General features: G+C 59.9%; 21 protein-coding genes and 4 pseudogenes. 13 read left to right on the forward strand and 12 right to left on the reverse strand.

Annotated features, from left to right (window positions below; translation table 11 throughout):
* Positions 1-7: 7 nt before the first annotated feature.
* The 3 genes and pseudogenes from BSF40_RS33090 to BSF40_RS17755 form a co-directional block, all read left to right on the forward strand.
* Positions 8-118: pseudogene (locus BSF40_RS33090) on the forward strand (DNA/RNA non-specific endonuclease); the annotation flags it as partial.
* 301 nt (positions 119-419) lie between these two features.
* Positions 420-1,766 (forward strand): putrescine-ornithine antiporter, encoded by a 1,347-nt coding sequence (gene potE / locus BSF40_RS17750; RefSeq protein WP_095966052.1) that lies wholly within the window; start codon positions 420-422, stop codon positions 1,764-1,766.
* A gap of 42 nt (positions 1,767-1,808) precedes the next feature.
* Positions 1,809-2,714, forward strand: a complete 906-nt coding sequence (locus BSF40_RS17755) for an amino acid ABC transporter substrate-binding protein (RefSeq protein WP_095966053.1) — start codon at positions 1,809-1,811, stop codon at positions 2,712-2,714.
* A gap of 165 nt (positions 2,715-2,879) precedes the next feature.
* Here the strand turns inward: BSF40_RS17755 and BSF40_RS33550 are convergent.
* From BSF40_RS33550 to BSF40_RS17780, 4 genes and pseudogenes are all read right to left on the reverse strand, one after another.
* Positions 2,880-3,854 (reverse strand): annotated as a pseudogene (locus BSF40_RS33550) (methyl-accepting chemotaxis protein); the annotation flags it as partial.
* A 312-nt stretch (positions 3,855-4,166) separates the two neighbouring features.
* Positions 4,167-4,445, reverse strand: a pseudogene (locus tag BSF40_RS33555) (PAS domain-containing protein); the annotation flags it as partial.
* Between the two features lie 224 nt (positions 4,446-4,669).
* On the reverse strand, positions 4,670-5,206 hold the full coding sequence (locus BSF40_RS17765; protein WP_095966055.1) for an AAA family ATPase: 537 nt from the start codon (positions 5,204-5,206) through the stop codon (positions 4,670-4,672).
* An 850-nt stretch (positions 5,207-6,056) separates the two neighbouring features.
* Positions 6,057-7,394, reverse strand: a complete 1,338-nt coding sequence (locus BSF40_RS17780) for an MFS transporter (RefSeq protein WP_095966058.1) — start codon at positions 7,392-7,394, stop codon at positions 6,057-6,059.
* Positions 7,395-7,630: 236 nt separating this feature from the next.
* Here BSF40_RS17780 and BSF40_RS17785 point away from each other — a divergent pair, with 236 nt between their 5' ends.
* Positions 7,631-8,197 (forward strand): nucleotidyltransferase family protein, encoded by a 567-nt coding sequence (locus BSF40_RS17785; RefSeq protein WP_256585697.1) that lies wholly within the window; start codon positions 7,631-7,633, stop codon positions 8,195-8,197.
* Positions 8,198-8,270: 73 nt separating this feature from the next.
* Here BSF40_RS17785 and BSF40_RS17790 read toward each other — a convergent pair whose 3' ends face one another.
* A complete protein-coding gene (locus BSF40_RS17790) occupies positions 8,271-11,591 on the reverse strand; it encodes an Ig-like domain-containing protein (RefSeq protein WP_256589558.1) in 3,321 nt (1,106 codons plus the stop codon).
* Between the two features lie 356 nt (positions 11,592-11,947).
* Here BSF40_RS17790 and BSF40_RS17795 point away from each other — a divergent pair, with 356 nt between their 5' ends.
* Entirely contained in the window at positions 11,948-12,109 is a 162-nt protein-coding gene (locus BSF40_RS17795; protein ID WP_095966060.1) for a DUF2986 domain-containing protein, read from the forward strand.
* 53 nt (positions 12,110-12,162) lie between these two features.
* Here BSF40_RS17795 and BSF40_RS17800 read toward each other — a convergent pair whose 3' ends face one another.
* The gene (locus tag BSF40_RS17800; RefSeq protein ID WP_095966061.1) at positions 12,163-13,485 is read right to left on the reverse strand and encodes a DUF1329 domain-containing protein; all 1,323 of its coding nucleotides are present in this window, start codon (positions 13,483-13,485) and stop codon (positions 12,163-12,165) included.
* A gap of 331 nt (positions 13,486-13,816) precedes the next feature.
* On the opposite strand from BSF40_RS17800, the gene BSF40_RS33095 reads away from it, so the two are divergent.
* From BSF40_RS33095 to BSF40_RS17820, 4 genes are all read left to right on the forward strand, one after another.
* Complete coding sequence (locus tag BSF40_RS33095) at positions 13,817-14,062, forward strand: hypothetical protein (protein WP_095966214.1); 246 nt, start codon at positions 13,817-13,819, stop codon at positions 14,060-14,062.
* 262 nt (positions 14,063-14,324) lie between these two features.
* Positions 14,325-17,261, forward strand: a complete 2,937-nt coding sequence (locus BSF40_RS17810) for an EAL domain-containing protein (protein WP_095966062.1) — start codon at positions 14,325-14,327, stop codon at positions 17,259-17,261.
* Positions 17,262-17,282: 21 nt separating this feature from the next.
* Positions 17,283-17,714, forward strand: a complete 432-nt coding sequence (locus tag BSF40_RS17815) for a GFA family protein (protein ID WP_095966063.1) — start codon at positions 17,283-17,285, stop codon at positions 17,712-17,714.
* Between the two features lie 41 nt (positions 17,715-17,755).
* Positions 17,756-18,334 carry a DUF4157 domain-containing protein gene (locus tag BSF40_RS17820; protein ID WP_095966064.1) on the forward strand — a complete coding sequence of 193 codons (579 nt, stop codon included), beginning with the start codon at positions 17,756-17,758 and terminating at the stop codon, positions 18,332-18,334.
* A gap of 108 nt (positions 18,335-18,442) precedes the next feature.
* Here the strand turns inward: BSF40_RS17820 and BSF40_RS17825 are convergent, their stop codons facing one another.
* On the reverse strand, positions 18,443-19,726 hold the full coding sequence (locus BSF40_RS17825; RefSeq protein ID WP_095966065.1) for an MFS transporter: 1,284 nt from the start codon (positions 19,724-19,726) through the stop codon (positions 18,443-18,445).
* Between the two features lie 135 nt (positions 19,727-19,861).
* Here BSF40_RS17825 and BSF40_RS17830 point away from each other — a divergent pair, with 135 nt between their 5' ends.
* Positions 19,862-20,320 (forward strand): helix-turn-helix domain-containing protein, encoded by a 459-nt coding sequence (locus tag BSF40_RS17830; protein WP_095966066.1) that lies wholly within the window; start codon positions 19,862-19,864, stop codon positions 20,318-20,320.
* Positions 20,321-20,428: 108 nt separating this feature from the next.
* On the opposite strand, the gene BSF40_RS17835 is transcribed toward BSF40_RS17830, so the two are convergent.
* The 3 genes from BSF40_RS17835 to BSF40_RS17845 form a co-directional block, all read right to left on the reverse strand.
* Positions 20,429-20,887, reverse strand: coding sequence for a metallophosphoesterase family protein (locus BSF40_RS17835; protein WP_095966067.1), 459 nt, complete (start codon positions 20,885-20,887; stop codon positions 20,429-20,431).
* A 72-nt stretch (positions 20,888-20,959) separates the two neighbouring features.
* Positions 20,960-21,415: a glycine zipper 2TM domain-containing protein gene (locus BSF40_RS17840; protein WP_095966068.1), complete on the reverse strand. Its 456-nt coding sequence runs from the start codon at positions 21,413-21,415 to the stop codon at positions 20,960-20,962.
* A gap of 83 nt (positions 21,416-21,498) precedes the next feature.
* Positions 21,499-22,197: a potassium channel family protein gene (locus tag BSF40_RS17845; protein WP_095966069.1), complete on the reverse strand. Its 699-nt coding sequence runs from the start codon at positions 22,195-22,197 to the stop codon at positions 21,499-21,501.
* Between the two features lie 236 nt (positions 22,198-22,433).
* On the opposite strand from BSF40_RS17845, the gene BSF40_RS17850 reads away from it, so the two are divergent.
* Complete coding sequence (locus BSF40_RS17850) at positions 22,434-23,207, forward strand: ParA family protein (protein WP_095966070.1); 774 nt, start codon at positions 22,434-22,436, stop codon at positions 23,205-23,207.
* 57 nt (positions 23,208-23,264) lie between these two features.
* Here the strand turns inward: BSF40_RS17850 and BSF40_RS17855 are convergent, their stop codons facing one another.
* Positions 23,265-24,437 (reverse strand): DUF1624 domain-containing protein, encoded by a 1,173-nt coding sequence (locus BSF40_RS17855; protein ID WP_095966071.1) that lies wholly within the window; start codon positions 24,435-24,437, stop codon positions 23,265-23,267.
* 126 nt (positions 24,438-24,563) lie between these two features.
* Between BSF40_RS17855 and BSF40_RS17860 the strand changes: the two are divergent.
* Both BSF40_RS17860 and BSF40_RS33100 read left to right on the forward strand, forming a co-directional pair.
* A pseudogene (locus tag BSF40_RS17860) lies at positions 24,564-24,794 on the forward strand (LLM class flavin-dependent oxidoreductase); the annotation flags it as partial.
* 404 nt (positions 24,795-25,198) lie between these two features.
* The gene (locus tag BSF40_RS33100; protein ID WP_256589550.1) at positions 25,199-25,333 is read left to right on the forward strand and encodes a hypothetical protein; all 135 of its coding nucleotides are present in this window, start codon (positions 25,199-25,201) and stop codon (positions 25,331-25,333) included.
* 117 nt (positions 25,334-25,450) lie between these two features.
* Here BSF40_RS33100 and BSF40_RS17870 read toward each other — a convergent pair whose 3' ends face one another.
* Positions 25,451-26,065 carry a hypothetical protein gene (locus tag BSF40_RS17870; RefSeq protein ID WP_095966073.1) on the reverse strand — a complete coding sequence of 205 codons (615 nt, stop codon included), beginning with the start codon at positions 26,063-26,065 and terminating at the stop codon, positions 25,451-25,453.
* Positions 26,066-26,117: the final 52 nt, after the last annotated feature.

Genomic DNA, 26,117 nt, shown 5'->3' on the forward strand with positions numbered 1-26,117 from the left:
CTGACCGCCCATTGTTGAAGCCCGTGTCCAGAGGCCGATGGATGACGACACTTCGGTCAAGAGCACTGGGCTCAAATTGCTCGGGGACCTGCCCGTTACAGGTTGCACAGGACGCACCTGGCGGCTGGATGAGCAGCACCCCACAGGTTGGAGGCAACCTAAAGAAGTAACAGATCTTGAATTTGAACTATACCCAATAAGGCAATCGCTCCTGGCCCCGGGAAATGATGCTTGCCCTGATACTCGTCCCAGGATCTTCAACGTCGGACAGACCGAGAAATACCGGTTATGAACGTCTTGAAAATCGCTGTCAGCGATGCGTTGCGTTTACAGGCTCAAGGTCTGATCCCACTGTCCGGCCCCGTGCTGTACGTCGCCAGGCCCAGGTTCAAAACTCTGAACAAGGCAAGGAGTTTGCGATGGCTGATTCAAGCAAGAAAATGGGCCTGATGGGGCTCACGACGCTGGTAACGGTCAACATGATGGGCTCGGGCATCATCATGTTGCCCACCAACATGGCTCAACTGGGTGCCGTCTCGCTACTGTCATGGATCTTCACCGCGATCGGTTCGATGGCCATCGCTTACTGCTTTGCCCAATGCGGGGTCTTCTGTTCGCGCTCTGGCGGCTTGTCCGCCTACACCGAAGAGGCCCACTCAAAGTCGGGTTTTTTCCTTTGCTCGTACCTGTACTTCCTGTCCCTGGCCATCGCCAACGTGGCCGTGGCCATTTCGGCGGTGGGCTACATGACCGCCTTCGTGCCCTGGCTGGGCACGGGTGCCATTCCTTTGTGCGTGGGCACCATCGGGTTGATCTGGTTGACCACCTTCGCCAACTTCGGCGGCCCGGGCATCACCGGCAAGATCGGTGCATTCACTGTGTGGGGCGTGATCATTCCGGTCGCGGGCCTGAGCATCATCGGCTGGTTTTGGTTCAAGCCCGATGTGCTGGCCGCCGCCTGGAACCCCAACAGCCTGCCGATTTCCGAAGCCATCAGCAAAGCCATTCCCCTGACCCTGTGGGCCTTCCTGGGCATGGAGTCGGCAGCCCAGGCCACCGATGCCGTGGAAAACCCCAAGCGCAACGTACCGCTGGCCTGCCTGTTCGGTACCCTCGGCGCTGCCGTGGTCTATGTGCTGTCGACCACCGTCATCCAGGGCATCATTCCCAACGCCGAGCTGGCCAAGTCCTCGGCGCCTTTCGCGCTGGTCTACGCCACGATATTCAATCCGATGGTGGGCAATATCGTCATGGCCCTGGCGGTCATGGCCTGCGTCGGCTCGCTGCTGGGCTGGCAATTCACCCTGGCGCAAACGGCGAAGATGACGGCTGACCAGAACCTGTTTCTCAAGCTGTTCAGCAAGGTCAACTCGATGAATGCGCCCGTCGTCGGCATGATCGTCTGCGGCGTGCTGCAAACCCTGATGGCCCTGTCGACCATCTCGCCCGACGCCGCCGCGCAGTTCAGCAAGCTGGTCAGCCTGGCCGCGGTCACCAACCTGATCCCCTATATCACTGCGCTGACCGGCCTGCTGGTGATCATGCACAAGGCCGGGGTCTCGTCAGCGATTCGCACGCGTAACGTGGTGGTCTTGCTGATTGCCGTCACGTACTCCCTGTACGCCCTGTATGCCTGCGGCAAGGACGCGGTGATGGGCGGCACCCTGGTACTCGCTGTCGGCTACCTGCTCTACGGATTCCTCGCCAAGCGCTTCACCGAAGTGCCAGCGACCAATCAGGCCAGGGCCGCAAACCCTCAGGCGTAGCCATCAGGACTGCATAGACATCTGCATACGGGGAAACCGGACATGAACGTACCATTTGCCACAACCACCAGACTGCTGTTTGCCTTCGCACTCTTGACGCTGCCGCTGGTGGCCGGCGCCAACACCCTTGAACGCGTGCGCAGCAGCCACACCTTTACCCTGGGCTACTTGCCTGACCTGGCGCCCTTCAGCAAGCAGGAAGGCGACAAGGCCAGCGGTTATGCCATCGATCTGTGCCTGAAAGTCGCCGACAAGCTCAAGAGCGAGCTGGGCCTGCCCGACCTGCAAGTGCACTATCTGCCGGTCACGGTTGCGGATCAGGTCAGCGCCGTCAGCCAGGGCAAGGTGGATATCCTCTGCACGCCGACCGCGCCCACCCTGGAGCGGCGCAAGATGATCAGCTACTCCATCCCGGTCTACACCGCCGGCCTCTCGGTCGTGGTGCGCAACGATGCGGCCGAACCCTTGCTCAATGTGCTCAATGGCAAGGTCGCCACTGCCGGCCCGACCTGGCGTGCCAGCATCAACAATGGCCTGGCCAACCAGACCTACGCGACCCTCGAGGGCGGGGTGACCGAAGACTGGATTCGCGAGCGGATGCGCCTGCTCAACGTGATCGCCTCGCTGGTGACCGTGGCCAACAATGACGAGGGCGTCAAGCTGGTCGCCGAGGGCAAGGCCGATGCCTTTTTCTCCGAACGCATGTTGCTGCGAAACGAAATCGCCAAGGAAGGTGCGGCCAGGAACCTGATGATCCTGGACCGCATTTTCGAATACTCGCCGGTGGCGATGATGGTCGATCGCAACGACGAAGACTTCCGCCTGCTGGTCGATACGGCCCTGAGTGAAGCCTATTACTCGGGCTTTGTGGAAAAGGCCTACGACCAGTATCTGGGCGGCAGCAACCTTACCGTGAAGAGACTGTTCAGGGTCTATGCATTGCCGTAGCTGTGGCGAGGGAGCTTGCTCCCGCTGGACTGCGCAGCAGTCCCTCTTTTTGGGGGCGCTGCGCACCCCAGCGGGAGCAAGCTCCCTCGCCACAGGTGATGCCATTGGTTCGGAGCCGCTTCAATGGGCGAGGACCACGGCGAAGCAGGAATCGCCCTGTCGCTACTAACGGTTAAAACGCTCGGCCAGGCTGTGCAGGTAGTCGGCCATGGCTTCAAGGTCCTGGCTGATCGCGGCGCCTTGTTTGGCCTGCCCGGCGCTGTGATCACAGAGTTGGGCAATACGGGTGATCTGCTGATTGATGTCTTCAGCCACGTGACTTTGTTCTTCTGACGCCGAGGCCATCTGCTGGCTCATTCCGGTAATCCGGGTGACGGCCTGACTGATGCCGACCAGCGCCGACTGCACCGCCTCGACACGCTGCATGCTTTCGCGGGACATCTGCTCGCCACGGCTGGCCGTTGACACTGCGCGATCGGCACCGTCGTACAGAGAAGCAATGATGCCGTGGATCTGTTCGGTGGAGGTGCGAGTGCGTTGTGCAAGGGAGCGCACTTCGTCGGCAACCACGGCAAAACCGCGACCTTGCTCACCGGCCCGGGCCGCCTCGATCGCCGCATTGAGCGCCAGCAGGTTGGTCTGTTCGGCAATGGACGTGATGACATCCACGACACTGCCGATCGATTGCGTTTCGCTCGCCAATGCGTTGACCGCCTTGCCGATTTCGTTGACCGCTTCATGCATGGTTTCCATGGCGTTCAGGCTTTGCCGGGCCAGTTCACTGCCCTCGCGCGTCAACTGGTCGGCCTGCGACGCGGCATGCGCGGTGCTGATGACGTTCTGGGTAACTTCCTGGATGGTGGCGGCCATCTGTGAGATGGCGGCGGCAGACTGATCGGTTTCACTGCGCTGACGATCAAGCGACTGCGCCTGAGAACCGGAGAGTTCGGACGACTGCGCGGCCTTGGCCTTGACATTGACCCCGGCATCGACGAGTCGGCTCAGGGCGGTCTGCAAGCGCGCTTCCTCACTGACCATGGCCATGTCCAGGCGACCCTGGGGACCATGATTGTCGCTGTAGGTGAGCGCGACCAACGGATCGGAAAAGGCTTTCGGATGCTCGGCCAGGGTGCGCTCGATGGCTTTGCGATGCCGGGACTCGATCAGGTACCAGGCCATACACAGGCTCGCCACCATCAGCCCCTGTGCCGCCGAATCGGGCAGCCACTGCTCGGCGAGCAATGAAACTGCGCCAGCGATCAGCAACGGCCAGCCGTGTTGCAGTGGCCGGGAAATCCGCGTTTTCAGGGAAACGATGGGCTTGCCGGCCCGCATCCGTGCATAGAGTGCTGCAGCCCGACGGACCTGGTCGCGGCTGGGCAGTGAACGAACCGACTCGTAACCGCTCAGGCGTCCGTTTTCATGGATGGGCGTGACGTAGGCACTGACCCAATAGAAATCACCATTCTTCGCGCGGTTTTTGACAATGCCCATCCAGGGTTTGCCTTGCTTGATGGTGTGCCACATGTGAATGAATACCCCGGGAGGCATGTCGGGGTGTCGAACCAGGTTATGGGGCTGGCCCACCAATTCGTCGTAGGTGAAACCGCTGATGGCAACAAAGGCCTCATTGCAGTAGGTGATCCGGCTATCGAGATCGGTCGTGGAGATCAATCGTTGTTCGGCGGGAAATACTCTTTCATGCTCGGTTACGGGCAAATTCACGCGCATACGATGCGACCCCTCGGATTATTATTATGATGTTGAGCCTATAGAACAGAACGGGCCCGAAGAGGAATTTATGGAGGGGGGAGGCTGACGGAGATTCATCTGACGACAATTTCTTTTCATTTCATGACAAATTCACGATATCGCTGTGGAATCATGCGTGACGTCCAATTGAGTCGGTTTCGGAGCGCGACGTATAACCTCGGGTGACGGATGTCGTCGCCCCTCTATTCAAGGCAGGTTCCAGGCATTGCGGGCAAGCCATGGAGAAAGGCGGCAATCTCCCGACTATTGCGCAAATGCACCACAGGAATCCGCGGGCCCGTGGCCATGCGCACCGCTTCGATGCCCGGGCGGTAGCCCCGATCGAAACTCCACACGAACCCAAGGAACGTCAGGAACGCCCGGTCGAGCTTCTCTGCGCAGCCGGCTGCAAGGTCAGGGCGAGGACGGTTCATGACGCTGCGCAGGATCACCCGGGCGAAGCAGGTGAGGCGCGGCGTATCGAGCCAGATGATCAGGTCGGCCCGGGGCAGGCGCAGGTCGAAGGTGCGCCGGGCATAGTTGCCTTCACAAATCCAGGTATCCGCTGCGATCGCTGCGCTGACCCGCGCGCGAAACTGCTCCGCGTCGGGTTCGATCCAGCCGGGCTCCCAGAACAAAGTATCGAGGTGTACCACGGGCAGGCCCAGATGCTTGCCGAGGGCGCGGGCGAGGGTGGATTTGCCGCTGCCGGCATTGCCCAGAATAACAATCCGTTGCACGAGTGACGTCCTGTCGAAAAAAGATTCTTTACGCATTCCCGGGGAACTGTAGGAGCCAGCTTGCTGGCGATGGACTCCAGTGCGCCGCGTTCATCCAGTTCACCCGCGTTATCGTTAACGACCATCGCAGGCAAGCCAGCTCCCACAAGGGACCCTGCCCAAGCTGAAACTACTGTAGGAGCCAGCTTGCTGGCGATGGACTCAAGCGCGCCGCGTTCATCCAGCTTCCACGCGTTATCGTTAACGACCATCGCTGGCAAGCCAGCTCCCACAAGGGACCCTGCTCACGCTGAAACTACTGTAGGAGCCAGCTTGCTGGCGATGGACTCCAGTGCGCCGCGTTCATCCAGTTCACACGCGTCATCGTTAACGACCATCGCAGGCAAGCCAGCTCCCACAAGAACCCTGCCCACGCTGAAACTACTGTAGGAGCCAGCTTGCTGGCGATGGACTCAAGCGCGCCGCGTTCATCCAGCTTCCACGCGTTATCGTTAACGACCATCGCTGGCAAGCCAGCTCCCACAAGGGACCCTGCTCACGCTGAAACTACTGTAGGAGCCAGCCTGCTGGCGATGGACTCCAGTGCGCCGCGTTCATCCAGCTCACCCGCGTTATCGTTAACGACCATCGCAGGCAAGCCAGCTCCCACAAGGGACCCTGCCCACGCTGAAACTACTGTAGGAGCCAGCTTGCTGGCGATGGACTCAAGCGCGCCGCGTTCATCCAGCTTCCACGCGTTATCGTTAACGACCATCGCTGGCAAGCGGCGATTGTGCAGGGTTCTGCTCGCCAGTCAAAGGCCGCTGAGGGAAACCTCGCTGGCATGACACCTGCCGGCCCGTTTCGTGTGTCAGGCGGATGCACCCACGCCTTCGGCTTTCTCCTGCGCCGCCACGTCATGCAGGGAAATCCTCGAGGTTTCCGGCAATGCCAGCCCACCCGCCAGCGCGAGCAATGCGATCGCGATCAGGTAGAACGCCGGCGACAGGTTGCTGCCGGTGGTGCTGATCAGCCACGTCGCCACCAGCGGCGCGGTGCCGCCGAACAAGGTGTACGCCATGTTGTACGTGATCGCCGAGGCGGTGTATCGAGTGCGGGTCGGGAAGGTTTCCGAGAGCAAGGCCGCCGTCACCACGCCACACAACACCGCGCCAATCGCCAGGAGCATGACGCCGACGACGGACGCTGCGAACGAGCCGGAGCTGGCCATCAGGAACGATGGATACACGACAACGATCAACAGCGCGCAGGCCGTCATCACCGTCATGCGTCGCCCGACCCGATCCGAATACAGCCCGGCCAGCGGGCAGATCGCCGCAGCGAACAGCAATGCAATCAGTGACACCAGCAACGCGGTTGCGCGACTCAGGCCACCGGCGACTTGCAGATAAGTCGCGAAATAGGTGGTGAACATATAAAACGACAGGGCGGTCAGTGACACGAAGGCACCCAGGCAACAGATCGCCGCCCCATGGTTGCGCAAGGTGTCCTTGAGCGGCGAGTGGGCGACCGCATGTTCCTGGGTCACCGCCTGGAATGCCGGTGTCTCGTCGAGCTTCCAGCGCAAGTAAAGCCCCACCAGGCCCAGCGGCGCAGCAATCAGGAACGGCAAGCGCCAGCCCCAACTGCCCATGGCTTCGGCCGACAATGACGCCTCGAGCGCGTAAGCCACCACGGCGGCCGCGGCGAAGGCGGAAAATGTCGACACCGGGATGAAGCTGCCGTACCAGGCGCGTTTGTCACTCGGTGCATGCTCCATCAGGTAGGCACAGGCACCTGCGTATTCGCCCCCGGCGGAAAAGCCCTGGGCGCAGCGGATCAGCGACAGCAGAATCGGCGCCATGACCCCGATCGCCGCATAAGTGGGCAGCAGACCGATCAGGGTCGTCGCGCCAGCCATCAGCAAAATGGTCATCGCCAGGGTTCGCTTGCGGCCGATCCGGTCGCCCAGCATGCCGAAGAAAATCCCGCCAAGGGGCCGAAACGCGAAGGCCACGGCGAACACCGCAAAGGTCTTGAGCAGCGCGGCGCTGGCATCGCCGCTGGGGAAGAACTGCTGGGCGATGGTCGTGGCCAGAAAGCCATAGACGGCGAAGTCGAACCACTCGACAAAGTTGCCGATGCCGGCGGCGACAATCACTCTTCTCAGTGTTTGCGGGCTGACTTGTTCCGTATTTGTGCTCGTCATGCTTGACCTCGACCGTTCGTCAGTAAGCTATCGATTATCGGGGCAGGCACGGCGGCGGCTCACTTCAAAAGTGTCATCCACATAGTCAGTACCGACTTCATACCCTTGAAGGACCCATGATTGGCGCCTGACTGGCCGAAAGCCGCAGTTGGCGAAGGGCGGTGTTTTTGGTGAATTTGTAAAGCACCGGGGGTATTGTCGGTCGCCAGGATCAGATCGATAGGGAAGGGATGAAGATGACATTGACTGCCGAAAGCCTGGTCAGGATCGCAATGACCAATCCGGTCAACGCAGAAATTTACACACGCTTGCCTAAGCTTGGCTTGAACCAATGCATGCTCACGGCCGGCTGCCTGTTCCAGGCCGTCTGGAATCATCGGTCACAGCGACCGCCAGAGTGGGGAGTGAAGGATTACGACGTCTTTTACTTCGATGATGATCTGTCCTGGGAAGCAGAGAATGAGGTCATCCAGTCAGCCCGGCAGCTGTTCAATGATCTCGACGTCAACGTTGAGGTCAAGAATCAGGCTCGCGTTCACCTGTGGTACAGCCAGCGGTTCGGCGGGGATTATCCCAGGCTTGAGTCAGCCAGGGACGGGATCGATCGCTATCTGGTTGCCGGCACCTGCATCGGTTGGGATGTCGCCACCGGCGAGGTCTATGCCCCCAACGGCCTGGCCGACACAGAGCACGGGCTGCTTCGAATCAATCCAGGCAATCCCAGGCCGGACTTGTTCGATCAGAAGGCCAGAAGTTATCAGGTTCGCTGGCCATGGCTCAGGATCATCGCGCCGCACAGTTGAACGGGACCCACCGAACTGACCGATTCGGGCCTCAGATCCTTTGAGGCCCTCGTCGCTAAAGCCAGGTTGAAACTCAGTTCTTCACGACCGGCACCGTCACGGTTTTGCCTAAGGCCGACTTGATGGTCGCCGTCGGGGCAGCCGACGGGCCGCTGCCGACGGTTGTCACCGCTATATTCCAGCGCGCGCCTGTCGGCGTAAGCGTCAGGGTGGCGGTGCCAAGGTTCACCGTGCCGGTTGTGGTCGTGGCCGTCGCCGTGATGCTATTGCCCGTGCCACGCGAGGTGGTGCCGGACAGCACCCAATACCAGCGGCTGCTGCTGCGGGCGGTGACGGTGGCGCTGGTGACGATCAGGTTCTCGACGACCGCTGGCGAGACCGCCACGGACACCGTCGCCGGTGCCGACTCCGCGTTCTTGGCATCGCTGGCCCTATAGGTAAAGGTCGCGGTGAACGGCGCGGGGATCGTGGCCGGTGGTGTGTAGATCACGCGCAGACCGTCGGTGCTGACCGAGCCTTTGCCGGAGTCCGGTTGCTCCAGACCCACCACTTTAAGTGGCACGTTACCGTCAGGGTCGCTGTCGTTGGCCAGCACGTTGATGGTCACCGGTTGGCCGGTGTTGCTGATGGCGCTGTCGGGGTTGGCGACAGGTTTCTGGTTGTCGAGGTCTTCGACGCGTTCATCGCCAGTGCGGAAAGTCGGCAGCGCGGCGGAGTTGACATAGGTGACGCCGTCCCAGCCGGGCAGGGGCGTTGGCATCAACTGGAACTGGCCGGGGTGCTCGACATCCCAACGCATCAGCATGGACGTGTCTTCGTGCTGGGTGTTGTGGCAGTGCTCCAGGTAGGTCCCGGCGAACTCGCGGAAGCGGATCGCGATGTCCACGTCCACCGAGCTGTCGATGCCTTGGCCGATGAGATAGACATCCTTGCGTGCCCATTTTTCCCATTCCGGCGGTGCCTTGCCGTCGCGGCTCAGGACGACGCCTTCTTCGAAATGCACGTGCACCGGGTGGCTCCAGCCGTTGCCGCCGTTCCTGATTTTCCAGACTTCCAGGGTGCCATCGCCGGAGAACCCGGCAGAGGTCGGACCGGTGGCCAATTGCGGCGCGGCGCTGATGATCCGAGGATCCATTTGGTAGCCGAAACCACCGTCGGTCTTGATGGTCCAGGGTTCTTCGTCGGTGCCGTCGGAGCGACCGAAGATGAACTCGCGATGCCGCGCCGCCTTGAGCTTGGCCTGCATCGTCGGGTCGTCGCGATTGATCGTCAACGGGATCATGCTTTTACCCACTGGCTTGCCCGGCTTGGCGGGTTCGTAGTCGGCGGGGTTCATGCTCACGTCCTGGCCGGCATAAGGCTGGACCACCATCTGCATGAACTTGCCCACCACCGGGTCGCCGTCCTCCCATCGCAAGCCGGTACTGGTCAGCTTGAGCACTGCCTTGTACCTGCCGGACAGGACATCGGCCAGGCTCAGCGGCAGACTTTCCGGACCCTTGCCGTCGTGGTGCTCCATCAGGTTGACGAAGTACAGCTTGTCGCCGGTCCTGATCCCGTATTTCGAGAAGTTGACGATGATGTCAAAGCGCTCGGCGATGCCCTGGGCGGGCAGGATGGCGTTGTGGTCCTGCAGGTCGCCGTCAGCGTCCAGATCCATGCTGCCGTCGAACGGCACGGCATGTTCCATGAGGTTGCCGTCGTTGGCGATCAAGTGGAAGGGCACGCGGGTATAGGACAGACCGGAGCCTGTCGGGCCGGGGAATTCGCCACCGGTGCCGACGACTTCACGCACCAGTGCGATCCTGAAGAAGCGTGACACCGAGCCATTGAGAATGCGGAAGCGATAGCTGCGCGCGCGCACGTTCAGGCGTGGTTGGTACTGCCAGTTGACCAGCATCTGATCGCCGAGGAAGCCGTCGGTGTTGAACGGGTTGAACCACAGTTGGCCGTTCTGATCCCAGGCCTTGTCGGCCAGCATCAGGTTGACGTCGTAGTCGCGGTTGCCCCAGGGCAAGGCCGAGCCGCTGGGCAGGCGCAGGTTGACACCGTCTTCCAAGGCTTCGTTACCGCGATCCATGGCACTGTAATAGTTCATCATCGACGCGCTGCCCTTGTAGACGTTCTGCGCGGTGAAATCGAGCATGTGGTCGTGGAACCAGTGGGTGCTCATGGTTTCGCGCCAGTCGCCACGAATCTTGATGGTGCCGTTGTTGCAGGTCTTCAGGCCCGGCGTGGCATCGTTGACATACAGGGTTTCGCCCGGGGCGCAGGGGAACGCCGCGCGGGGATCCTGGGCGCTGGTGTTGATGCTGTCGTAACCGGCCAGCTGGATCGGCCAGCGATAGTCAAAGTACTGCCCGGGAAAGAAAAACGCATTGGCATAGCCGTCGCTTTCGGCCGGGTTGTGACCGTTGTGTTCGTGGGTGCTGAGGGTGTGCAGGCCAAAACCCATGTTGGCCGACGGGTCGATCGGCAGGGCGTTGTAGTGCCGCATCAGCACGCCCTGACCGTAGCGCACCATCAACAGTTTTGGCGGAAAGGTGCCGTCGAAGGTCCAGAGCGCCTTGTGGTTCTGAATCGGCATGTTGGGGTGAAAGCGCGTGTCGATGCCTTTGGTGGTACCCGCAATGATCGGATTGTCCGAGGTCTGGTTGTAGAGCCCGCCTGGCCCGAACTCGCCGACGGCGTAGTTGTGCAGCTGGCGGCGGTCGCGCATGCCGCCGTTGAGCTTGGCGCCTGCTTGCGCGGTCTTGAAGGCGACCTGTGGGTAGAACTCGTTCCAGCGCTGGTGCGACCAGCCTTTTCCTGGCGGACGCCCCTCGGCCGGCGAGCCGACCGGATGGCGGTTGAGGAAGGCTTCTACCTGCGCTTTCCACGGGTTGCGGTCCAGCACGTTGGAATACTGTGACGGAAACGGGTACAGCCCGGGCTGGCGCATGAAAGCTTCGAGCGCCGCAGCCGAAGGGCCGCTGCGGGCGATGTTGTTCGGGTCCTGCGTGGGCGCCGGGCCGACAATCGGAGGCGGGAAGGTCAGGGTGGGCGGCGGCAGTGTCGGGTCAAGTTTTTCCGTGCCGAATTCTTCGAACAACAGCAATTGCTGGGTGTACGGTTGCGCCCCGAACAACGGGCTGGGCTTGCCGTTGGTGGGGATCTTGAACGATGTCTGCAGCGCCGGCGGCAGCACGTTGTCGGTCGTCGGCGTGGTGCGGGTACCATACACGCCATTGGGCAGGGCGAAGGAGCCCGTATTGGCGGGTGGCATGGCCTCTACGGCATCCACCGCGGCCTGGGGGTCGGCCGGCGGATTGGTAAACGCCGAGGGGTCCGTCGGTGATGGCGGGCCGAAATCATCCAGTGGTGCGGCGTCTGCCGTGGCCAGGGTAAAGAACATCGCACAAGGCAGGCTTGTTTTGCGCAGCAAGTAGAAGGAATTGCCTGGTTGAGTCGTGCGTTTCATGTTTCACCCCTCGCGTGATGTCCCGTCGTCTCCCTGTCCGGGACGACTGCTGTTGTGGGCACAAGTGGGGGACGTGCAACTAATGAGCCATCACCCGGAAAAAGAAAAAATCCAGGTAAATGAACAAGTTGTTGTCTGGGGGGCCGGCAGCAGAAGGGGGGGATATTCCTCCAAAATGGTGGTGATTACCCGGAAGGGTGGGTGAAGTACCCCAGTTATGGGGAATGTGGCAGCGCGGCTTGAATGTTTAAGCTGATATCATTCAAGAAATACCGGTTGAGCAGAAAAACATGAATCGTCGCAAGAAAATAAAGCAGCTGCTGAAGGCTCACGCGAAAAAGGCCAGTGCCAAACTGGCACCGCAAAACAAGGATAAATACATCAGCAAGGCTGACCGGTTGAAGCTGGCTGCCGAATCCGCTCAAGACCCGGTTGTTGCCTGCGACAGCTGATCCCGGCAGAGCCAGCCCCCTTTTTCGAATCAGGGGGCCTTGTCACCACCCACTCAGCGAATACCGGCGCCCGCCATGGACTCCGGCACCCACTGTGCCGTCGATAGTGGCTCGATGTAGCGGATGCCGCCATGAGGGCCGACCACGCCATTGATGTTGTAGGTGCCTTTCGACAGGTCGTACGTCATGAAGGGCGTGGCATCCGGGACTTGCTGGTCATAGCTCTGGCTGAAGAACGCGAAGGAGCCACGATACAGCTGGCCACGGGTGTCGTACTGGTCGGAGGCCACCGCGGCCCAGGTATCTTCATCCAGGTAAAAGCGGCGCTTGTGGTAGATGTGCTTTGCACCGGGCTTGAGATTGCCCTCCACGACGTAGACCCGATGTTTTTCCCAGCGAACGAAATCCGGGGCAATGAAATTCGGCGTGGTCAGGGATTTGGCGTCGCGAGCGTAGGTGAGCTTGTAGGTGTTGTAGGGCACGATCATTTCCTGCTTGCCGACCAGCGTCCAGTCATACAGCTCAAGCGCACGGGCAGTACCGGGGTTAGGGGTGTCGTAGGCCAGGATCGAAATCTGTTTGACCCGGCGCTGGGCCGGCATGTATTGCCAGGCGCGGCCGGGAAACTCCGTTGCATTGGTGGCGTTCTTGAGCATGATCGACTCGCCGGCTCGGCGCGCAGGCCCGGTATAGGACAATTTCAACTGATAATAAATGTCCGAGCTGTTGAACGGCTTGGACATGTTCTCGTAGATCGGGAAGGAGACGAATGCCTCGCCGGTGACCGCAAGGCTCGGTACGCCGGCTGTGTCGACCGTCCAGGAGTCGTACTTGGAATGGATGTTGACGCCCTGGTAGCGCAGCAGGAAGTTCCACATCGCTTCGGCACCTGATTGCGGGATCGGGAACGGCACCCCGGGCATCACATTGTCGATGGCGATCCCGCCGTTGAGGGACCTGGCATGGGTGGCATTGCGGCGGCTGTTGTCCAGTACCGCCTGGGGCAGCGAAGCCGTGCGGTGGGTCGGATACACGTCGATGCGAAAGCCGGGGTAGCGCCTGGCCAATGCTACGGTCGTGGCGGTGAGCATGCCTTTGTACGAATCGACATTCTTGCCGTTGATCACCAGCAGCGGTTTTTCGCCCGCAAAGGGGTCCGGGCGCATGCTGTCGCCGGACTTGTAGCCGGGCGGGGCAGTGGTCAGGCCGCCGTTGTAGGGCGGAATGGAGCCATCGGCATTACCGGCTTTTTCGGCTCCCACCCACGTCAGACTGCTGCCCAGCCGGGCGGCTTCCTGGCTCGAGACATAGGCCTGGGCATCGATAGCCAGCGCCATGAGGGGTACGGCAGCCAGAAGAGTTTTCACGAATTTCATATTGTTGTTCTCCTGCCTGGTGTTCCAGGCAACTCGTGACTCCGGCGCAGCCGTCGCTTACGTCGACTCGTCGCCAGAGACCTTTTCAGTACTGCCATTAGATAACCCCCGTGTCAGGGGCGCTTTTCATTCGACGACAGCCCCTTGGCTATTGATGACAGGCCCGGTTGGTCCCGGCGCGCATTCGATGGCGTGATCGCTGGGAGTGACCATCTCTTGTTTGTATTTCCCAACGGAATCATTGAGTTACCCAATGGTCATAGCCAAGGCTCCGGATGAACGTCTCGAGCAGCCGTGCCCCTTCCATAATCCCGACATTCAGGACGTTTTCATGAATCGCGCAGCAATCTTGATCTTGGCCATTTCCAGCGCTGTGTTGTTGGGAGGCTGCGGCCCGCATTGGGATGACGGAGAACGGTACGGGCGATATCACGATCATGATCATCGACGTGGTGACGACTGGAGAGGGAACGATGATCGAGGTTATGACCGTGACTATGATCGTCGTGGCTATGATCGTAGCGACTATGATCGCGATCACCGTCGCTACCGTGATCGCGATGACAATGACGACTGACAGGTTCAACGCCATTGAAAAGCAGGGTGTTATGGGGCGCTGCAGTTAAACCTGGCCCACCGCAGAGCCTGTGCCCGATGGCTCAGACATTCGATGGACAGCAATACGCAGCGAATAATTTGCAGCCCGTCTCATACATGGCACTAAAGTGAACAAATCATTGAAAAAAACCGCTATAAGCTTTACATAAATGTGAAACTAGATGGCACATTGCTAGCAATCAGTCAGTGAGTTTCGGCAGTATTTGGCTCAGGGAGCCCTGATGAGTTTTCGTACATTGACCGACTCCCGGCGGCATTCGAGCCATTGCGAAGTGGCCGCGCTCCAACCCATGGTGAATCCTGATGCTGTCGGCATGGCTTACGCCGGCAACGACGACTCGATCGAACACGTGCTGGACTCAGCGCGCCACTGGGCCCACAGCACTGCCTGGGTGTTCTACCGCGCCGGCGAACAAATGCATTGGGTCGGGCAAGGCGACCCGCAGGCGCAATGGCCTTCGAGCATTGCCAATGAGGCGTTTGAAGCCTTTTGCCGGACTTCGAACCTGCATCGTTGGCCGACCGGCAGAGGCGAAAGTGAGCTGGGTTGGCTGCTCGCACCCGTCAATGAAGCTGCTGAACCTGCGCTCGCGGACTTTGCCCGGCGCCTGGGCATCGAGCTACAGACCAATACCCTGGCCCGTGCGCAGATCACCCAGCGTGTGCTGTATGAAATTACCTATCTGGCCAGTTCGACCCGTGACCGTTCTGTGTTCCTGGTGGGGGTTCACCGTCTGCTGGCCAGCCTGATCGACGCCGAGAACTTCTATCTCGCGCTGTATAACCCGCACACTGGCAAGATCGATTACCCGTATTACGTCGACATCATCGACGTCGATGCCCTGGAATCGGAAAACCATGAATACCTTGACCCTTCGCGCCTGTCGTTGACCGGGCAGGTGTTGACCACTGGCCAGCCATTGTTGATCGACGCCGCCGGCATTCTCGCGGCCCAGGCACAAAACCGTTTCCACTGCGTGGGTGATCGTCCCGAGTTCTGGATGGGCGCACCGTTGAAAAATGCCTCCGATGACGTGTTTGGCATGCTGGCGATGCAGGTCTACGACGTTTCGCGCATCTACAGCGCTGAAGACCGCGCGTTGTTTCTGGTGGTCGCCCGTCACGTGGCCATGGCGCTGGACCGGATCCTGCACCGGGAGGACCTGGAAGAAACGGTGATGCGTCGCACCCTGGAACTGTCCGCACTCAACGATGCATTGCGCCAGGAAGTGGCGGAAAGGGAACGCGCCGAACATCTGCAGAGCGCGCTGTTCCAGATTGCCGAACTGTCCAGCCAGCCCGGTGACATGGCCGAGCTGTTCAAGACCCTGCATGGCATCGTCGGTGATTTGCTGTTCGCGCAGAACTTCTATATTGCGCTGTTCGACGACGCCACCGGCGAAGTGACTTTTCCCTATTACGTGGATGAACGGAAGACGACCTGCCCGCCGGCACGGCGAGGGCGCAGGGGCCTGACCGAGTATGTGATCCGTCAGCGCCGACCTTGCCTGATCGACGTTGCCGAGGCCGAACGATTGCACGCGCAGGGTGAAATCGAAATTGCCCATGAGTCTGTGCGCTCTTACTCCTGGCTGGGCATTCCCTTGTTCGAAGACGACGCGGTGCGTGGCGTGCTGGCGGTGCAAAGCTATACCTCGCAGGTGCGCTATACCCCGCGTGATCAGGAACTGCTGACGTTCGTGTCGCGGCACATCGATACAGCGCTGTCGCGACGCACGGCCGCTGAAGCGATCCATGCCGCCAACCTCCAGCTCGAAGCGCGGGTGCAGAGCCGCACCCGCGAGCTCGATCACGCCAATGCCAAGTTGCAGCACGAAAACGCCCACGATGCGCTGACCGGGCTACCGAATCGCACCTACCTGCAACAGCGCCTCAATCTGGCCTGGTCGCGGTTCGGCAGCGAGGGCGGGCACCTGGCGGTGATGTTCATCGATCTGGACCGCTTCAAGATGGTCAACGACAGCTTCGGCCACCATTTTGGCGACCTGCTGTTGATGCAGGCGGCCCAGCGATTGCGCGGTTGTCTGCGCGAGACCGACATGCTGGCACGCCTGGGGGGCGATGAGTTTTCGGTACTGGCGCCCGAGGCCCCGCTGGATGTGATGATCGAAATCGCCGAACGGATCCTGGTGGCGTTCGACCTGCCGTTTTTCATCAACGGCCATGAGGTTTTTTCTTCCTGCAGCATCGGTATCGTCAGCGCCGACAGTCAGTTCCATCACGAGCCCGCCGACTTGCTGCGCGATGCCGATGCGGCGATGTACCGGGTCAAGAGTGCCGGGCGCGACAGCTACGCGGTGTTCAACCAGGAAGTGCGCCGTGAAGTCTCGGACCAGGTCGAGCGTGAAGGGGCCTTGCGCAACGCGCTCAAGCGTACTGACGAACTGCTGCCGTATTTCCAGCCGATCGTCAGCGTCGAAACCGGCGAGCTGCTGGCCCTGGAAGCGCTGATCCGTTGGCATCAGCCGGGCGGCCGGGTGATCGCGCCGGGCGAGTTCCTGCCGGATGTCGAAGGCTTGCGCCTGATCGGTCGACTGGACCTGTACATGCTGACCAGCATTGCCGCGATCCTCGCGCAGCCCGAGCACGCCAATTGGCCTGCGGTTCACGTCAACTGTTCCAGCTACAGCATGACGCGCCCCGACTTCGCCAGTGAGGTGCTGGAACTCTTGGCGCAGCACCAGGTGTCGCCATCGCGGATCTGCCTGGAACTGACCGAAGGGGCGCTGGTCGCCGAGCCGGCGATCGCCCGACAGACCATGCAGCAACTGGCCGACAACGGTATGTCGGTGGTACTCGATGACTTCGGCGCAGGGTTTTCTTCCCTGAGCTATGTGCATCAGTACCGTTTCAGCGGTTTGAAAATCGACAAGTCGTTCATCCTCGAGCTGACCAGCAGTTCCCGCAGTCGCGCGATCGTCCGGGCGATTGTGCGGATGGCCGAGTCGCTGGACCTGAGTGTGGTGGCCGAAGGCGTCGAAGATGAAGCGACGCTGGAGCTGCTGCGTGAAATGGGCGCAGGGCAGGCCCAGGGTTATCACCTTGCCAGGCCGATGGCGTTGAAGGCGCTGTTGGCGAGTGAACTGCTCGGCCGTCAGGGATCAAGCGGATATCATGGCGCAAGCCAATACGGATGAACATTTTCAAGGGAGAGACTCATGGCATCAGGGCAATGTCTTTGCGGGGCGGTACGCTTTTCCCTCGCGGTTGAACCACGATTTTTCTATCGCTGCCATTGCACGCTGTGCCGCAAGCAAACCGGGGTCGGCCATAATCTTGCCACACTGGTCAACGCTCGCGACTTTCGATGGGAAGACGGGCAAGAGGCGATCACCGGTTGGCGCAAATCCACCGGGTACAGAAATGATTTTTGCTCGCGATGTGGCTCGACCGTGCCTAATGTACTTCGCGAAACACCTTATTTCTGGATTCCGCTCGGACTGCTCGACGCCGGGCTGAGCATGGAATGCATTGGAGATTTCTGCACCGATGACGCGATGCCATGGGATGAACAACGCTCGGAAAAAAGTCATTGCGCAGCCCCGGAATCACTGGGGTTTCTTCTGCATGAACTCCAGGTCAATGCCTGACCCGGAAACGGTTCACCACTGTCTGCTGCCCGGAGTGCCGAATGCCGTCCATCACCACGCCCCTGGTGGCGCTGTTTGTGCTTTGCCTGGCGCTTGAAGTGCCGGCCCAGACCAGCGACTGCCCGGCTGGTGAGAGACAGGTGTGCCTGGACGGCTGCATCTGCCTGCCGGACATGGTGCCCGAGGATATCTACCAGATCGCGACGCCGGCCCTGGCGCTGTGGCTGACCCAGGCCCGCGATGAAGCCGCCACCGCCGGTACCCAATCCATTCCGGCGCACATCCGTGAGCAACTGCTGCCCTGGTACGATCCCGGCGTCCTCGATGCCGCGCGCTACAAAATCAGCGACAACGGCCAATTCAGCGCCGCCACAGCCATGCTGCAGAACCCCGATGTCGGCGCCGTCACGCTGATCGACATCATCCTCTTTCGCGACCCCCAAGCCGCAGAAACGGACGTCGCGCTCTGGGCTCACGAGCTCAAGCATGTGCAGCAATATCAGGAATGGGGTGTGCAGGGATTTGCCCAGCGCTATACCCATGACTTCAATGCCGTGGAGGCACCGGCTTATGCCATACAGGCCGAGGTCAGGCGGGCGGTGCGCAAAGGGGCTGACTGAAGCCGTCCCGGCTCAGCCCCCGTTTGGTGCAGACGATAAATCTGATCACCTAGAAATTCACGCCCCCCATGGCCGCAATCGAAATGGCGAGCAAGAGGTGCCGGGTTTTCATGCTGATTTTCCTTGATCGATCGTTGAGGAATGACAGCTGACCAACCACAGCACCAGGGCTGTCCCACTGATCGAGGCACCCAGCAGGCTGACGGCTGTCCAGCCCCAGTGCGCATACACCTGGGTCGCGGCCGCGGCCCCCAGTGCGCTGCCCACCGAGTAAAAGCACATGTAGGCGCCCACCATGCGGCTTTGGGCGTCGGGGCGTGCGGCAAAAATGAAGCTCTGGTTGGTCACGTGTACGGCTTGCACCGCGAAGTCGAGCAGGACCACTGCGCACACCAGCGCGATCAGTGATGTCTGCGCGAACGCGATGGGCAACCAGGACAGCGTCAGGATCACCAGCGAAAGGCCGGTCACGCGTTGCCCCAGCCCCTCGTCGGCCCAGCGACCGGCGCTTCTGGCAGCAAGAGCACCGGCGACGCCGGCCAGGCCGAACAGGCCGATGGCTGTGTGCGACAGCGACAGCGGAGGCGCGCTCAATGGCAGCACCATGGATGTCCACAACACCGAAAACGCGGCAAAGATCAGCAAGGCCAGCAAGCCCCGGATGCGCAAGACCGGTTCGGTCATGAACAGCCTGAACATCGAACGGATGAGTGCCGGGTAGGTGTTTCGGTTGCGTGGAGACACTGTGGCGGGAAGTACTTTCCAGAACACCGCCGCGAGGGCCAGCATCAAGCCCGACGAAACGAAATACACGGCGCGCCAGCCGGCCAGGTCGGCGATCAGCCCAGAGGTAAACCGCGCCAGGAGAATGCCCAGGACAATGCCGCTGGTGACGGTGCCCACGGCCTGGCCCCGTTGTGACGGCGTTGCCAGCACGGCGGCATAGGCCACCAGCACTTGAACCATCACCGCCAGCAATCCCACGATGACCATGGCGCCCAACAGGGTCAGCCATTGCTGCGCTGCACCGACCCCCGCCAGTGCAATCGCAGACAGCAGTACTTGCGTCAGGATCAACCCCTTGCGGTTGAGCAAGTCACCCAGCGGGACGATGAACAGCAACCCCAGCGCGTAACCGACCTGGGTAGCCGTCACCACGACCCCGATCATCGATGAGGCAACCCCCAGGCTCTGCGCCATTGAGTCGAGCAGGGGTTGAGCGAAATACACGTTGGCGACCGCAAGCGCGCAGGTGCCGGAAAACAACAGCGTAAGTGACGGAGAAAGCCCGGCAGAGCTGTCTGCGCGGGCACTTTCTCCATTATCCGTAGAGGGCAGGCCCGGAGCCTGTGTGGCGAAAGGGCAGGTGGCTGAATCGGCATCGGCTGTCACATGAGCCTCCGTGGCGCTAAACTGGTTTTAATTTAAAACCTGATTGCATTGTTATCGAATCAGGTTTTAAATTGCAACCACTTTGCTCGGGATTGCACGGCAGGCCCGGCAATCCTCATCCGGAAGGTCAATACGATGGTCGAAGACACTTCATCCCACAGCAGCGAATGCCCGGTAGCCAGAACACTGGAGGCCATTGGGGATCGATGGTCGCTGATGATCATCCGCGACGCATTCGACGGTATTCGCCGATTCAGCGAATTTCAAAAAAGCCTGGGGGTGGCCAAGAACATTCTGGCATCACGCTTGAAAACCCTGGTTGAGGTCGGTGTATTCGAGGTTCAACCCGCGTCAGACGGTAGTGCCTACAAGGAATACGTGCTTACGGAAAAAGGGCGGGCGATCTTTCCGGTGGTGGTCAGCATGCGGCAGTGGGGTGAACGTTACCTGTTCAAGCGCGAAGAGACGCGTTCTGTGCTGCTGGACAACGAGCGCGGCCAGACCCTGATGCCGATTGAAGTTCGCTCCTCAAGCGGTCAGAAGCTTGGGCCGTCCGACTGCCACAGGGTCAGGGTGGATGCCGACGAGTCGTGAAACGATGGCCCATGCGTTCGAGGGGGCAGTCGTTGTTCAATTTTTGAATTGTTTTCGGCTTGGCGCTGTATGGCCCGCGCGGAGGTAGGGCGGTACCAGGCCGTTGAATCAGTCGAGCAGTGACACCAGCCGAGGTTCGATTGACTGTGCAGACAGGTCCAGCAGCGCGAGGGTGACCGGTAGCTTGAAGCGTCGACGCCCGGCGCTGCCCGGATTCAGGAACAGTCGTTCGCCGCGCCATTCGATGCCTGGTTTATGGGAGTGGCCGCAGATCACCAGGTCGATACGCTCATCTGGATGGATTGCAACGTCGGCGATGTCATGCACCAGCAGCACCTTCCAGCCGTTGAGGTCCAGGCGCAGACAGTCGGGCAGCTCGCGCGCCCAGGGCGCGTCCAGGTCATTGTTGCCACGCACCCCGTGCACCGGTGCAATGGCCGCCAATTGGTCGAGGATGTGTGCGCTGCCGATGTCGCCGGCGTGAATGATGCCATCGCAGCCCAGCAGGGCGGCGATGGCTTCGGGGCGAAGCAGGCCGTGGGTGTCGGAGATGACACCGACTTTCATTGCTGACGGTTCGAGCGGCATTCTGACGGGCCTGTCTGCTTCGCGATTGTTGCCGCCACTAACTTTGCGGCACTAACTTTGCGGCACTACCCGCGCATCGTTACCGCTGCCCTCGACATAAACGTTCAGGCCTTTTGTCAGCGCCGGATTGATTGGCTGGGTCACCTGAACCAGTACGCCGCTTTGGGTCCGGACGATGATCTGCTGAGCGTCTACGGGCTGATCATACTTTTTCTTTTCGACGTAATTGCCGCCAACCCCGCCGGCGAGGGCGCCGGCAACCATCGCCACATCCCGACCGGTGCCCTGGCCGACCAGGCTTCCCAAGGCTAAACCGCCAAGACCGCCCAATATGGCGCCGACGCCGCTATCGTGATTGGTCTGCATCTGGGTGAGTGTAATCTGCTCGATTTTCCCCGAACGAATCTGTGTCTCGCCAGCGCCTCCGCTCCCGGCGCCGACCGCGGCACAGCCGCCAAGCACCAGCCCAAGAAACGTAACCGACAGCCAGGAAGCGAAAGTTTTCATCGTCGAACTCCATTATCAGGGGAATAGATCATGCAAACGCTTCAATTCACGTTAGACGAAAAAGCCTGATGCATTCGGTTCTTTCACTTGGCCTGATTCGATGGATAAAGACCGGCAAACCGCGCAATCACTACACCCACGTAAAAAACGCCGGAAAATTCTTCGACCATCACCAGTGAACGGGCATGGTTGGTCAACGGGATAAAATCACCGTAACCGGTGGTTGTGAGTGTCGTGAAGCTGAAATAGATCAGCTTGAAGAACGTGCCGGGCTGTGTGAAGTCGAGGTGGCCAGGGCCGAATGAACCAGCGCTGGATACTTCGACCAGGGCATAAACGAAGGACCAGACGAAGGCCAGCATGATGTAACCCGCAAGCGCGCCATGCAGCTTGTCGGCAGAAATTGGCCCTCGCTTCAGAATATAGCGAAGCACTGCGCTAAACGAGACGGCAAGAGACGCCGTATAAGCTATCCCGGCAAGGCCAAGAATCGCGGTACTCCCAGCCAACAACGCCGCCCATTGAAGACCAACCCCAAGCAACGCCAGACCCAGCTTGAGGATGAAGCCCCGCCGAGTCTGCCTGGTGGCGAAAGCACCCACGAGCAGCACCATTGAAAACAGAATGCCAAGCAACGTACGAGCAAATAGACCTTCCTCGAGAAAGGGAAACAGCAGGATCAATCCCAGCAAGAGCAGCAATAGATAGGTGCAGGGACCTTTCCCTATAAGCATCTGAGCTAAACCCTCGTCGGAGTCGGGTTTATCTTGCGGATCTGTCATATCGGTTTCCCAAAGGGCCAAGTAGTGCTTCGGACCTGACGTCGCACGGTTGAAGTCAGACTTGGCTTCAGAATAGTCGGCAGTACGATTCAAGTCGTGAATAGGTGTGGAATGCTCTAGTCCGCGCCTTCAGGCAACCCCTGTCGTGAAACTGTAATATTGCAGTCATAGAATTGACATGAGTGATTACATTTATTACAGATGGCCTTTGGCCTTTTCATGGATGAGCAAGCCTTATGCGTCGTGTCGTATTCAATCAAAAAGGCGGCGTTGGAAAATCCAGCATCGCCTGCAATCTTGCCGCTGTGAGTGCAGCCGAAGGGTACCGAACGCTGCTGGTTGATCTCGATCCCCAGGCAAACTCGACTCACTACCTCACCGGGCTGAGCAACGAGCGTATTCCTGCCGGCATAGCCGATTTCTTCAAACAGACGTTGTCCGGCGGCTTCGAAGGCAGGCGCAATCGGGTGTCCATCACCGAGACCCATTACAACAACCTCCACCTGGTGACGGCGAGTCCCGATCTGGCAGACCTGCAATCAAGACTCGAAAGCAAGTTCAAGATCAACAAGCTGCGCAAGTTGCTGGTTGGGCTGTCCGAGGATTATGAGCGCATCTATATCGATACGCCGCCTTCACTGAACTTCTACACCTTCAGTGCTTTGGTGGCGGCAGACCGGTTGCTGATTCCATTCGATTGCGACAGTTTTTCTCGCCAGGCGATCTACCGGGTCATCGCTCAAGTCGAAGAACTGCGACTCGATCACAATGAGTCCCTTGAAGTGGAAGGGGTGGTGGTGAACCAGTTCACCGGGCACACCGGGTTACACCAGACTCTCGTCAATGAGCTGTTGGCCGAAGGCTTGCCAGTGCTGCCGATTTATCTCAGCAGTTCCGTCAAGATGCGCGAGTCTCACGAAGTGTCTGTTCCCATCGTGCATCTGGCCCCGCGCCACAGACTCTCGCTGGAGTACGCGGGCTTGCTGGATGCACTGGAGCGGGCGGCCTGACAGCGAGTCGCTGTCTACGCACTATTGCAAGCCGCCCGTTACGAACCTGTACTCCGATCAGAAGTATTTGAGCCAGGCGATATCACGACGACGAGCCTTCAATGCGGCAAACCAGCGCACAGGTAGATACAGCGTTATAGCCAGGAGTGCGGCCGTCAGCCACACAGCCCAGATACTGGCGAAACCGAAGTAGTTGCCCTGATTCAAACCGAACAACGCCACATGGGTCAGGTACAGCATTTTCAGCGCGTAAAGATGGAGCAGGTAGAAGAACATCGGCGCCGCGCCAAATACCGCCAAAGTACTGATCCACTTGCGTTGCTGAGCCCGCTCAAAGCCAAGCAGCAGCAACAGGCCCACCCCTAGCGTCAGCGAGAGGAACAGCAGGGAAGGCGGGTACTTTGTGATGTTGAAGAAACTCATGAGGGTGTGTGTGGTGCTTTCATGGAGCACCCAATGTGCCTCGCCATAACCGTTGACCAGGCGCAGTGCGATGAAACCGGTCAATGCGCTGGCCCCGGCCAGTAACAGATGGCGCTGACGCACGGTGGCCGAGGCCGGGCGTGCGAACCAGGGGCCGATGCAGTAACCCAGGGCGATGACACCGATCCACGGCAGCAGCGGATAGGAAGTGCGCAGGCGTAAGCTGTAGGAGAATTCGATCCAGCCGCGATCATGCAAGATTGCCCAAGGCAGGTGCATCGCTGATCCAGACGGGAAGTGCAGAGAATCGAGCAGGTTGTGCCCGGCGACGATGACCAGGCCCAGCACACACAGGAGTGGCCGGGGTAGCCAGACCAGTGCAGCGAGGGCCGTCATGCTGACGCCAATCGCCCAGATCACCTGCAGGTAGATCACATTGGGCGGGAACTGGAATGTCCAGGCGAAATTCACCAGGGTGAATTCCAGCAGAACCAGGAATAGACCACGCTTGAACAGGAACATCGACACCGCTTTCTTGCCCTGGTGCTTTTCGCCGTACAGATAAGCGGACAGGCCCGTGAGAAGAACGAACACCGGCGCACACAAATGGGCGAGGGTCCGGCTGAAAAACAGCGCCGGTTCGGTGCTGTCGATGACCATCGGGTCGGCTACTTGGCGGTGTAGAAAGAACGTCTCGCGCACGTGATCGAGCAGCATCAATATGATCACCAATCCCCTGAGGGCATCGATCGATAGCAGGCGTTGGCTTAGGCTCGTGGCGGGCGGAATCTGATTGAAGTTTGTCATCGAAAGTCGCAGGCAGGGAGGGTGGATAGCTCTGCCAGCAGCCACCGACAGATTATGTTTGGTTACTGTATAACATAATAGGGGTCTGCCCCGTGAGCGTTCCGCCATTGATTCGATACAGCCTGAAGCGAGCCACGTGGCCGTCAGCGTGATGATGTGAAGTCCCTGACAGTGCTGCGTATCGTCACCGCGAAAACCGGGATTGAGGCTCAGCGTAAGTACGACGAACTGCAAAGCAACTATCACTTGCAGGCGCAACTGGTCAGTTACGCGGGCGACACTGGCATTGATATCGGCCGTTATGCCGACAGTGAGGCGCTTTGCACCTACACCGAGGGCATGACCTCCTATGTGATGCATAACTTGCAGGCACTGGCTTGCCCGCGATGGTCGTTAACGATAACGCGTGTGAACTGGATGAACGCGGCGCACTGGAGTCCATCGCCAGCAGGCTGGCTCCTACAGTTTCCCAGCGTGGACGCGGTCCCTTGTGGGAGCTGGCTTGCCCGCGATGGTCGTTAACGATAACGCGTGTGAACTGGATGAACGCGGCGCACTGGAGTCCATCGCCAGCAAGCTGGCTCCTACAGTTCTTCAGCGTGGGCACGTTCCCTTGTGGGAGCTGGCTTGCCAGCGATGGTCGTTAACGATAACGCGGGTGAGCTGGATGAACGCGGCGCACTGGAGTCCATCGCCAGCAGGCTGGCTCCTACAGTTTTTCAGCGTGGACGCGTTCCCTTGTGGGAGCTGGCTTGCCAGCGATGGTCGTTAACGATAACGCGGGTGAGCTGGATGAACGCGGCGCACTGGAGTCCATCGCCAGCAAGCTGGCTCCTACAGTCTTCAGCGTGGGCACGTTCCCTTGTGGGAGCTGGCTTGCCAGCGATGGTCGTTAACGATAACGCGGGTGAGCTGGATGAACGCGGCGCACTGGAGTCTATCGCCAGCAAGCTGGCTCCTACAGTTTCCCGGGGTGCGTAAAAACCTCATTCCATGAAACACGGGGCGATTCACTACTCCGGAAACCAGCGCCGCCGAAGCCTCTCAAGCACACCGTTGGCCTCGATGCGTCGATAGCCCTCGTCATACATTTCCAGTGCTCGCAATCCGTCTGGATGGGACAGGCTAAAACCTATCGTCGAGTTCACCAGACCGCAATTGAAGGCGAAGCGCACGGTATCTTCTGTCCCTGACTGCTGAGCCTTTCGGTTTCTGACCTCGAGGTCGTTGCTCATGATCACGGCTGCCTGAAAGCGTCGAGCAGCGAGTTTTTGGAGGCTCGTCAAGTCTGAGAGGGAATTCTCGAACACGCCCCCTGAGGTCTGGAGCGCCATGACCTGGGCTGAGTATTCGTAATCTCTGGTGATGCCGACGACGGTGCCGGGCGGCAAAATACATTGACCGTCCGGGGTCTTCGGCAAGGGCGCATTGATGGATTCAAAAGCATCGTTACTGACCTTGAATATCGGTCGCGCCGCCAGTTTGATCTTGCCCTGGAATTCGGGTTGCCAGCTCATGTTGAAGCAAGCGGCGACCTGGCCGCTGAGCACCATGTACTTACAGCGTGAATAGGGCACTACTTTTAACCTGGCTTCCACGGCCATCTCTTTGAAGTCGGCGAGGACCACGTCGTTGGTGTAACCGGTACCGTTCCGTTATGGTCGACCCGACGGATGATTT

The organism is Pseudomonas sp. ACN5, assembly GCF_002303975.1.
GTDB lineage: Bacteria > Pseudomonadota > Gammaproteobacteria > Pseudomonadales > Pseudomonadaceae > Aquipseudomonas > Aquipseudomonas laurylsulfatiphila.

Excerpts from the sequence above, each read along its gene's own strand:
- BSF40_RS17845 (WP_095966069.1), bottom strand. The coding sequence starts at position 22,197 with ATGACAGATCCGCAAGATAAACCCGACTCCGACGAGGGTTTAGCTCAG.
- potE (WP_095966052.1), top strand. The coding sequence starts at position 420 with ATGGCTGATTCAAGCAAGAAAATGGGCCTGATGGGGCTCACGACGCTG.
- BSF40_RS17830 (WP_095966066.1), top strand. The coding sequence starts at position 19,862 with ATGGTCGAAGACACTTCATCCCACAGCAGCGAATGCCCGGTAGCCAGA.
- BSF40_RS33095 (WP_095966214.1), top strand. The coding sequence starts at position 13,817 with ATGAATCGCGCAGCAATCTTGATCTTGGCCATTTCCAGCGCTGTGTTG.
- BSF40_RS17840 (WP_095966068.1), bottom strand. The coding sequence starts at position 21,415 with ATGAAAACTTTCGCTTCCTGGCTGTCGGTTACGTTTCTTGGGCTGGTG.
- BSF40_RS17820 (WP_095966064.1), top strand. The coding sequence starts at position 17,756 with ATGCCGTCCATCACCACGCCCCTGGTGGCGCTGTTTGTGCTTTGCCTG.
- BSF40_RS17850 (WP_095966070.1), top strand. The coding sequence starts at position 22,434 with ATGCGTCGTGTCGTATTCAATCAAAAAGGCGGCGTTGGAAAATCCAGC.
- BSF40_RS17790 (WP_256589558.1), bottom strand. The coding sequence starts at position 11,591 with ATGTTCTTTACCCTGGCCACGGCAGACGCCGCACCACTGGATGATTTC.
- BSF40_RS17780 (WP_095966058.1), bottom strand. The coding sequence starts at position 7,394 with ATGACGAGCACAAATACGGAACAAGTCAGCCCGCAAACACTGAGAAGA.
- BSF40_RS17835 (WP_095966067.1), bottom strand. The coding sequence starts at position 20,887 with ATGAAAGTCGGTGTCATCTCCGACACCCACGGCCTGCTTCGCCCCGAA.
- BSF40_RS17755 (WP_095966053.1), top strand. The coding sequence starts at position 1,809 with ATGAACGTACCATTTGCCACAACCACCAGACTGCTGTTTGCCTTCGCA.
- BSF40_RS17795 (WP_095966060.1), top strand. The coding sequence starts at position 11,948 with ATGAATCGTCGCAAGAAAATAAAGCAGCTGCTGAAGGCTCACGCGAAA.
- BSF40_RS17810 (WP_095966062.1), top strand. The coding sequence starts at position 14,325 with ATGAGTTTTCGTACATTGACCGACTCCCGGCGGCATTCGAGCCATTGC.
- BSF40_RS33100 (WP_256589550.1), top strand. The coding sequence starts at position 25,199 with ATGGTCGTTAACGATAACGCGGGTGAGCTGGATGAACGCGGCGCACTG.
- BSF40_RS17785 (WP_256585697.1), top strand. The coding sequence starts at position 7,631 with ATGACATTGACTGCCGAAAGCCTGGTCAGGATCGCAATGACCAATCCG.
- BSF40_RS17855 (WP_095966071.1), bottom strand. The coding sequence starts at position 24,437 with ATGACAAACTTCAATCAGATTCCGCCCGCCACGAGCCTAAGCCAACGC.
- BSF40_RS17815 (WP_095966063.1), top strand. The coding sequence starts at position 17,283 with ATGGCATCAGGGCAATGTCTTTGCGGGGCGGTACGCTTTTCCCTCGCG.
- BSF40_RS17800 (WP_095966061.1), bottom strand. The coding sequence starts at position 13,485 with ATGAAATTCGTGAAAACTCTTCTGGCTGCCGTACCCCTCATGGCGCTG.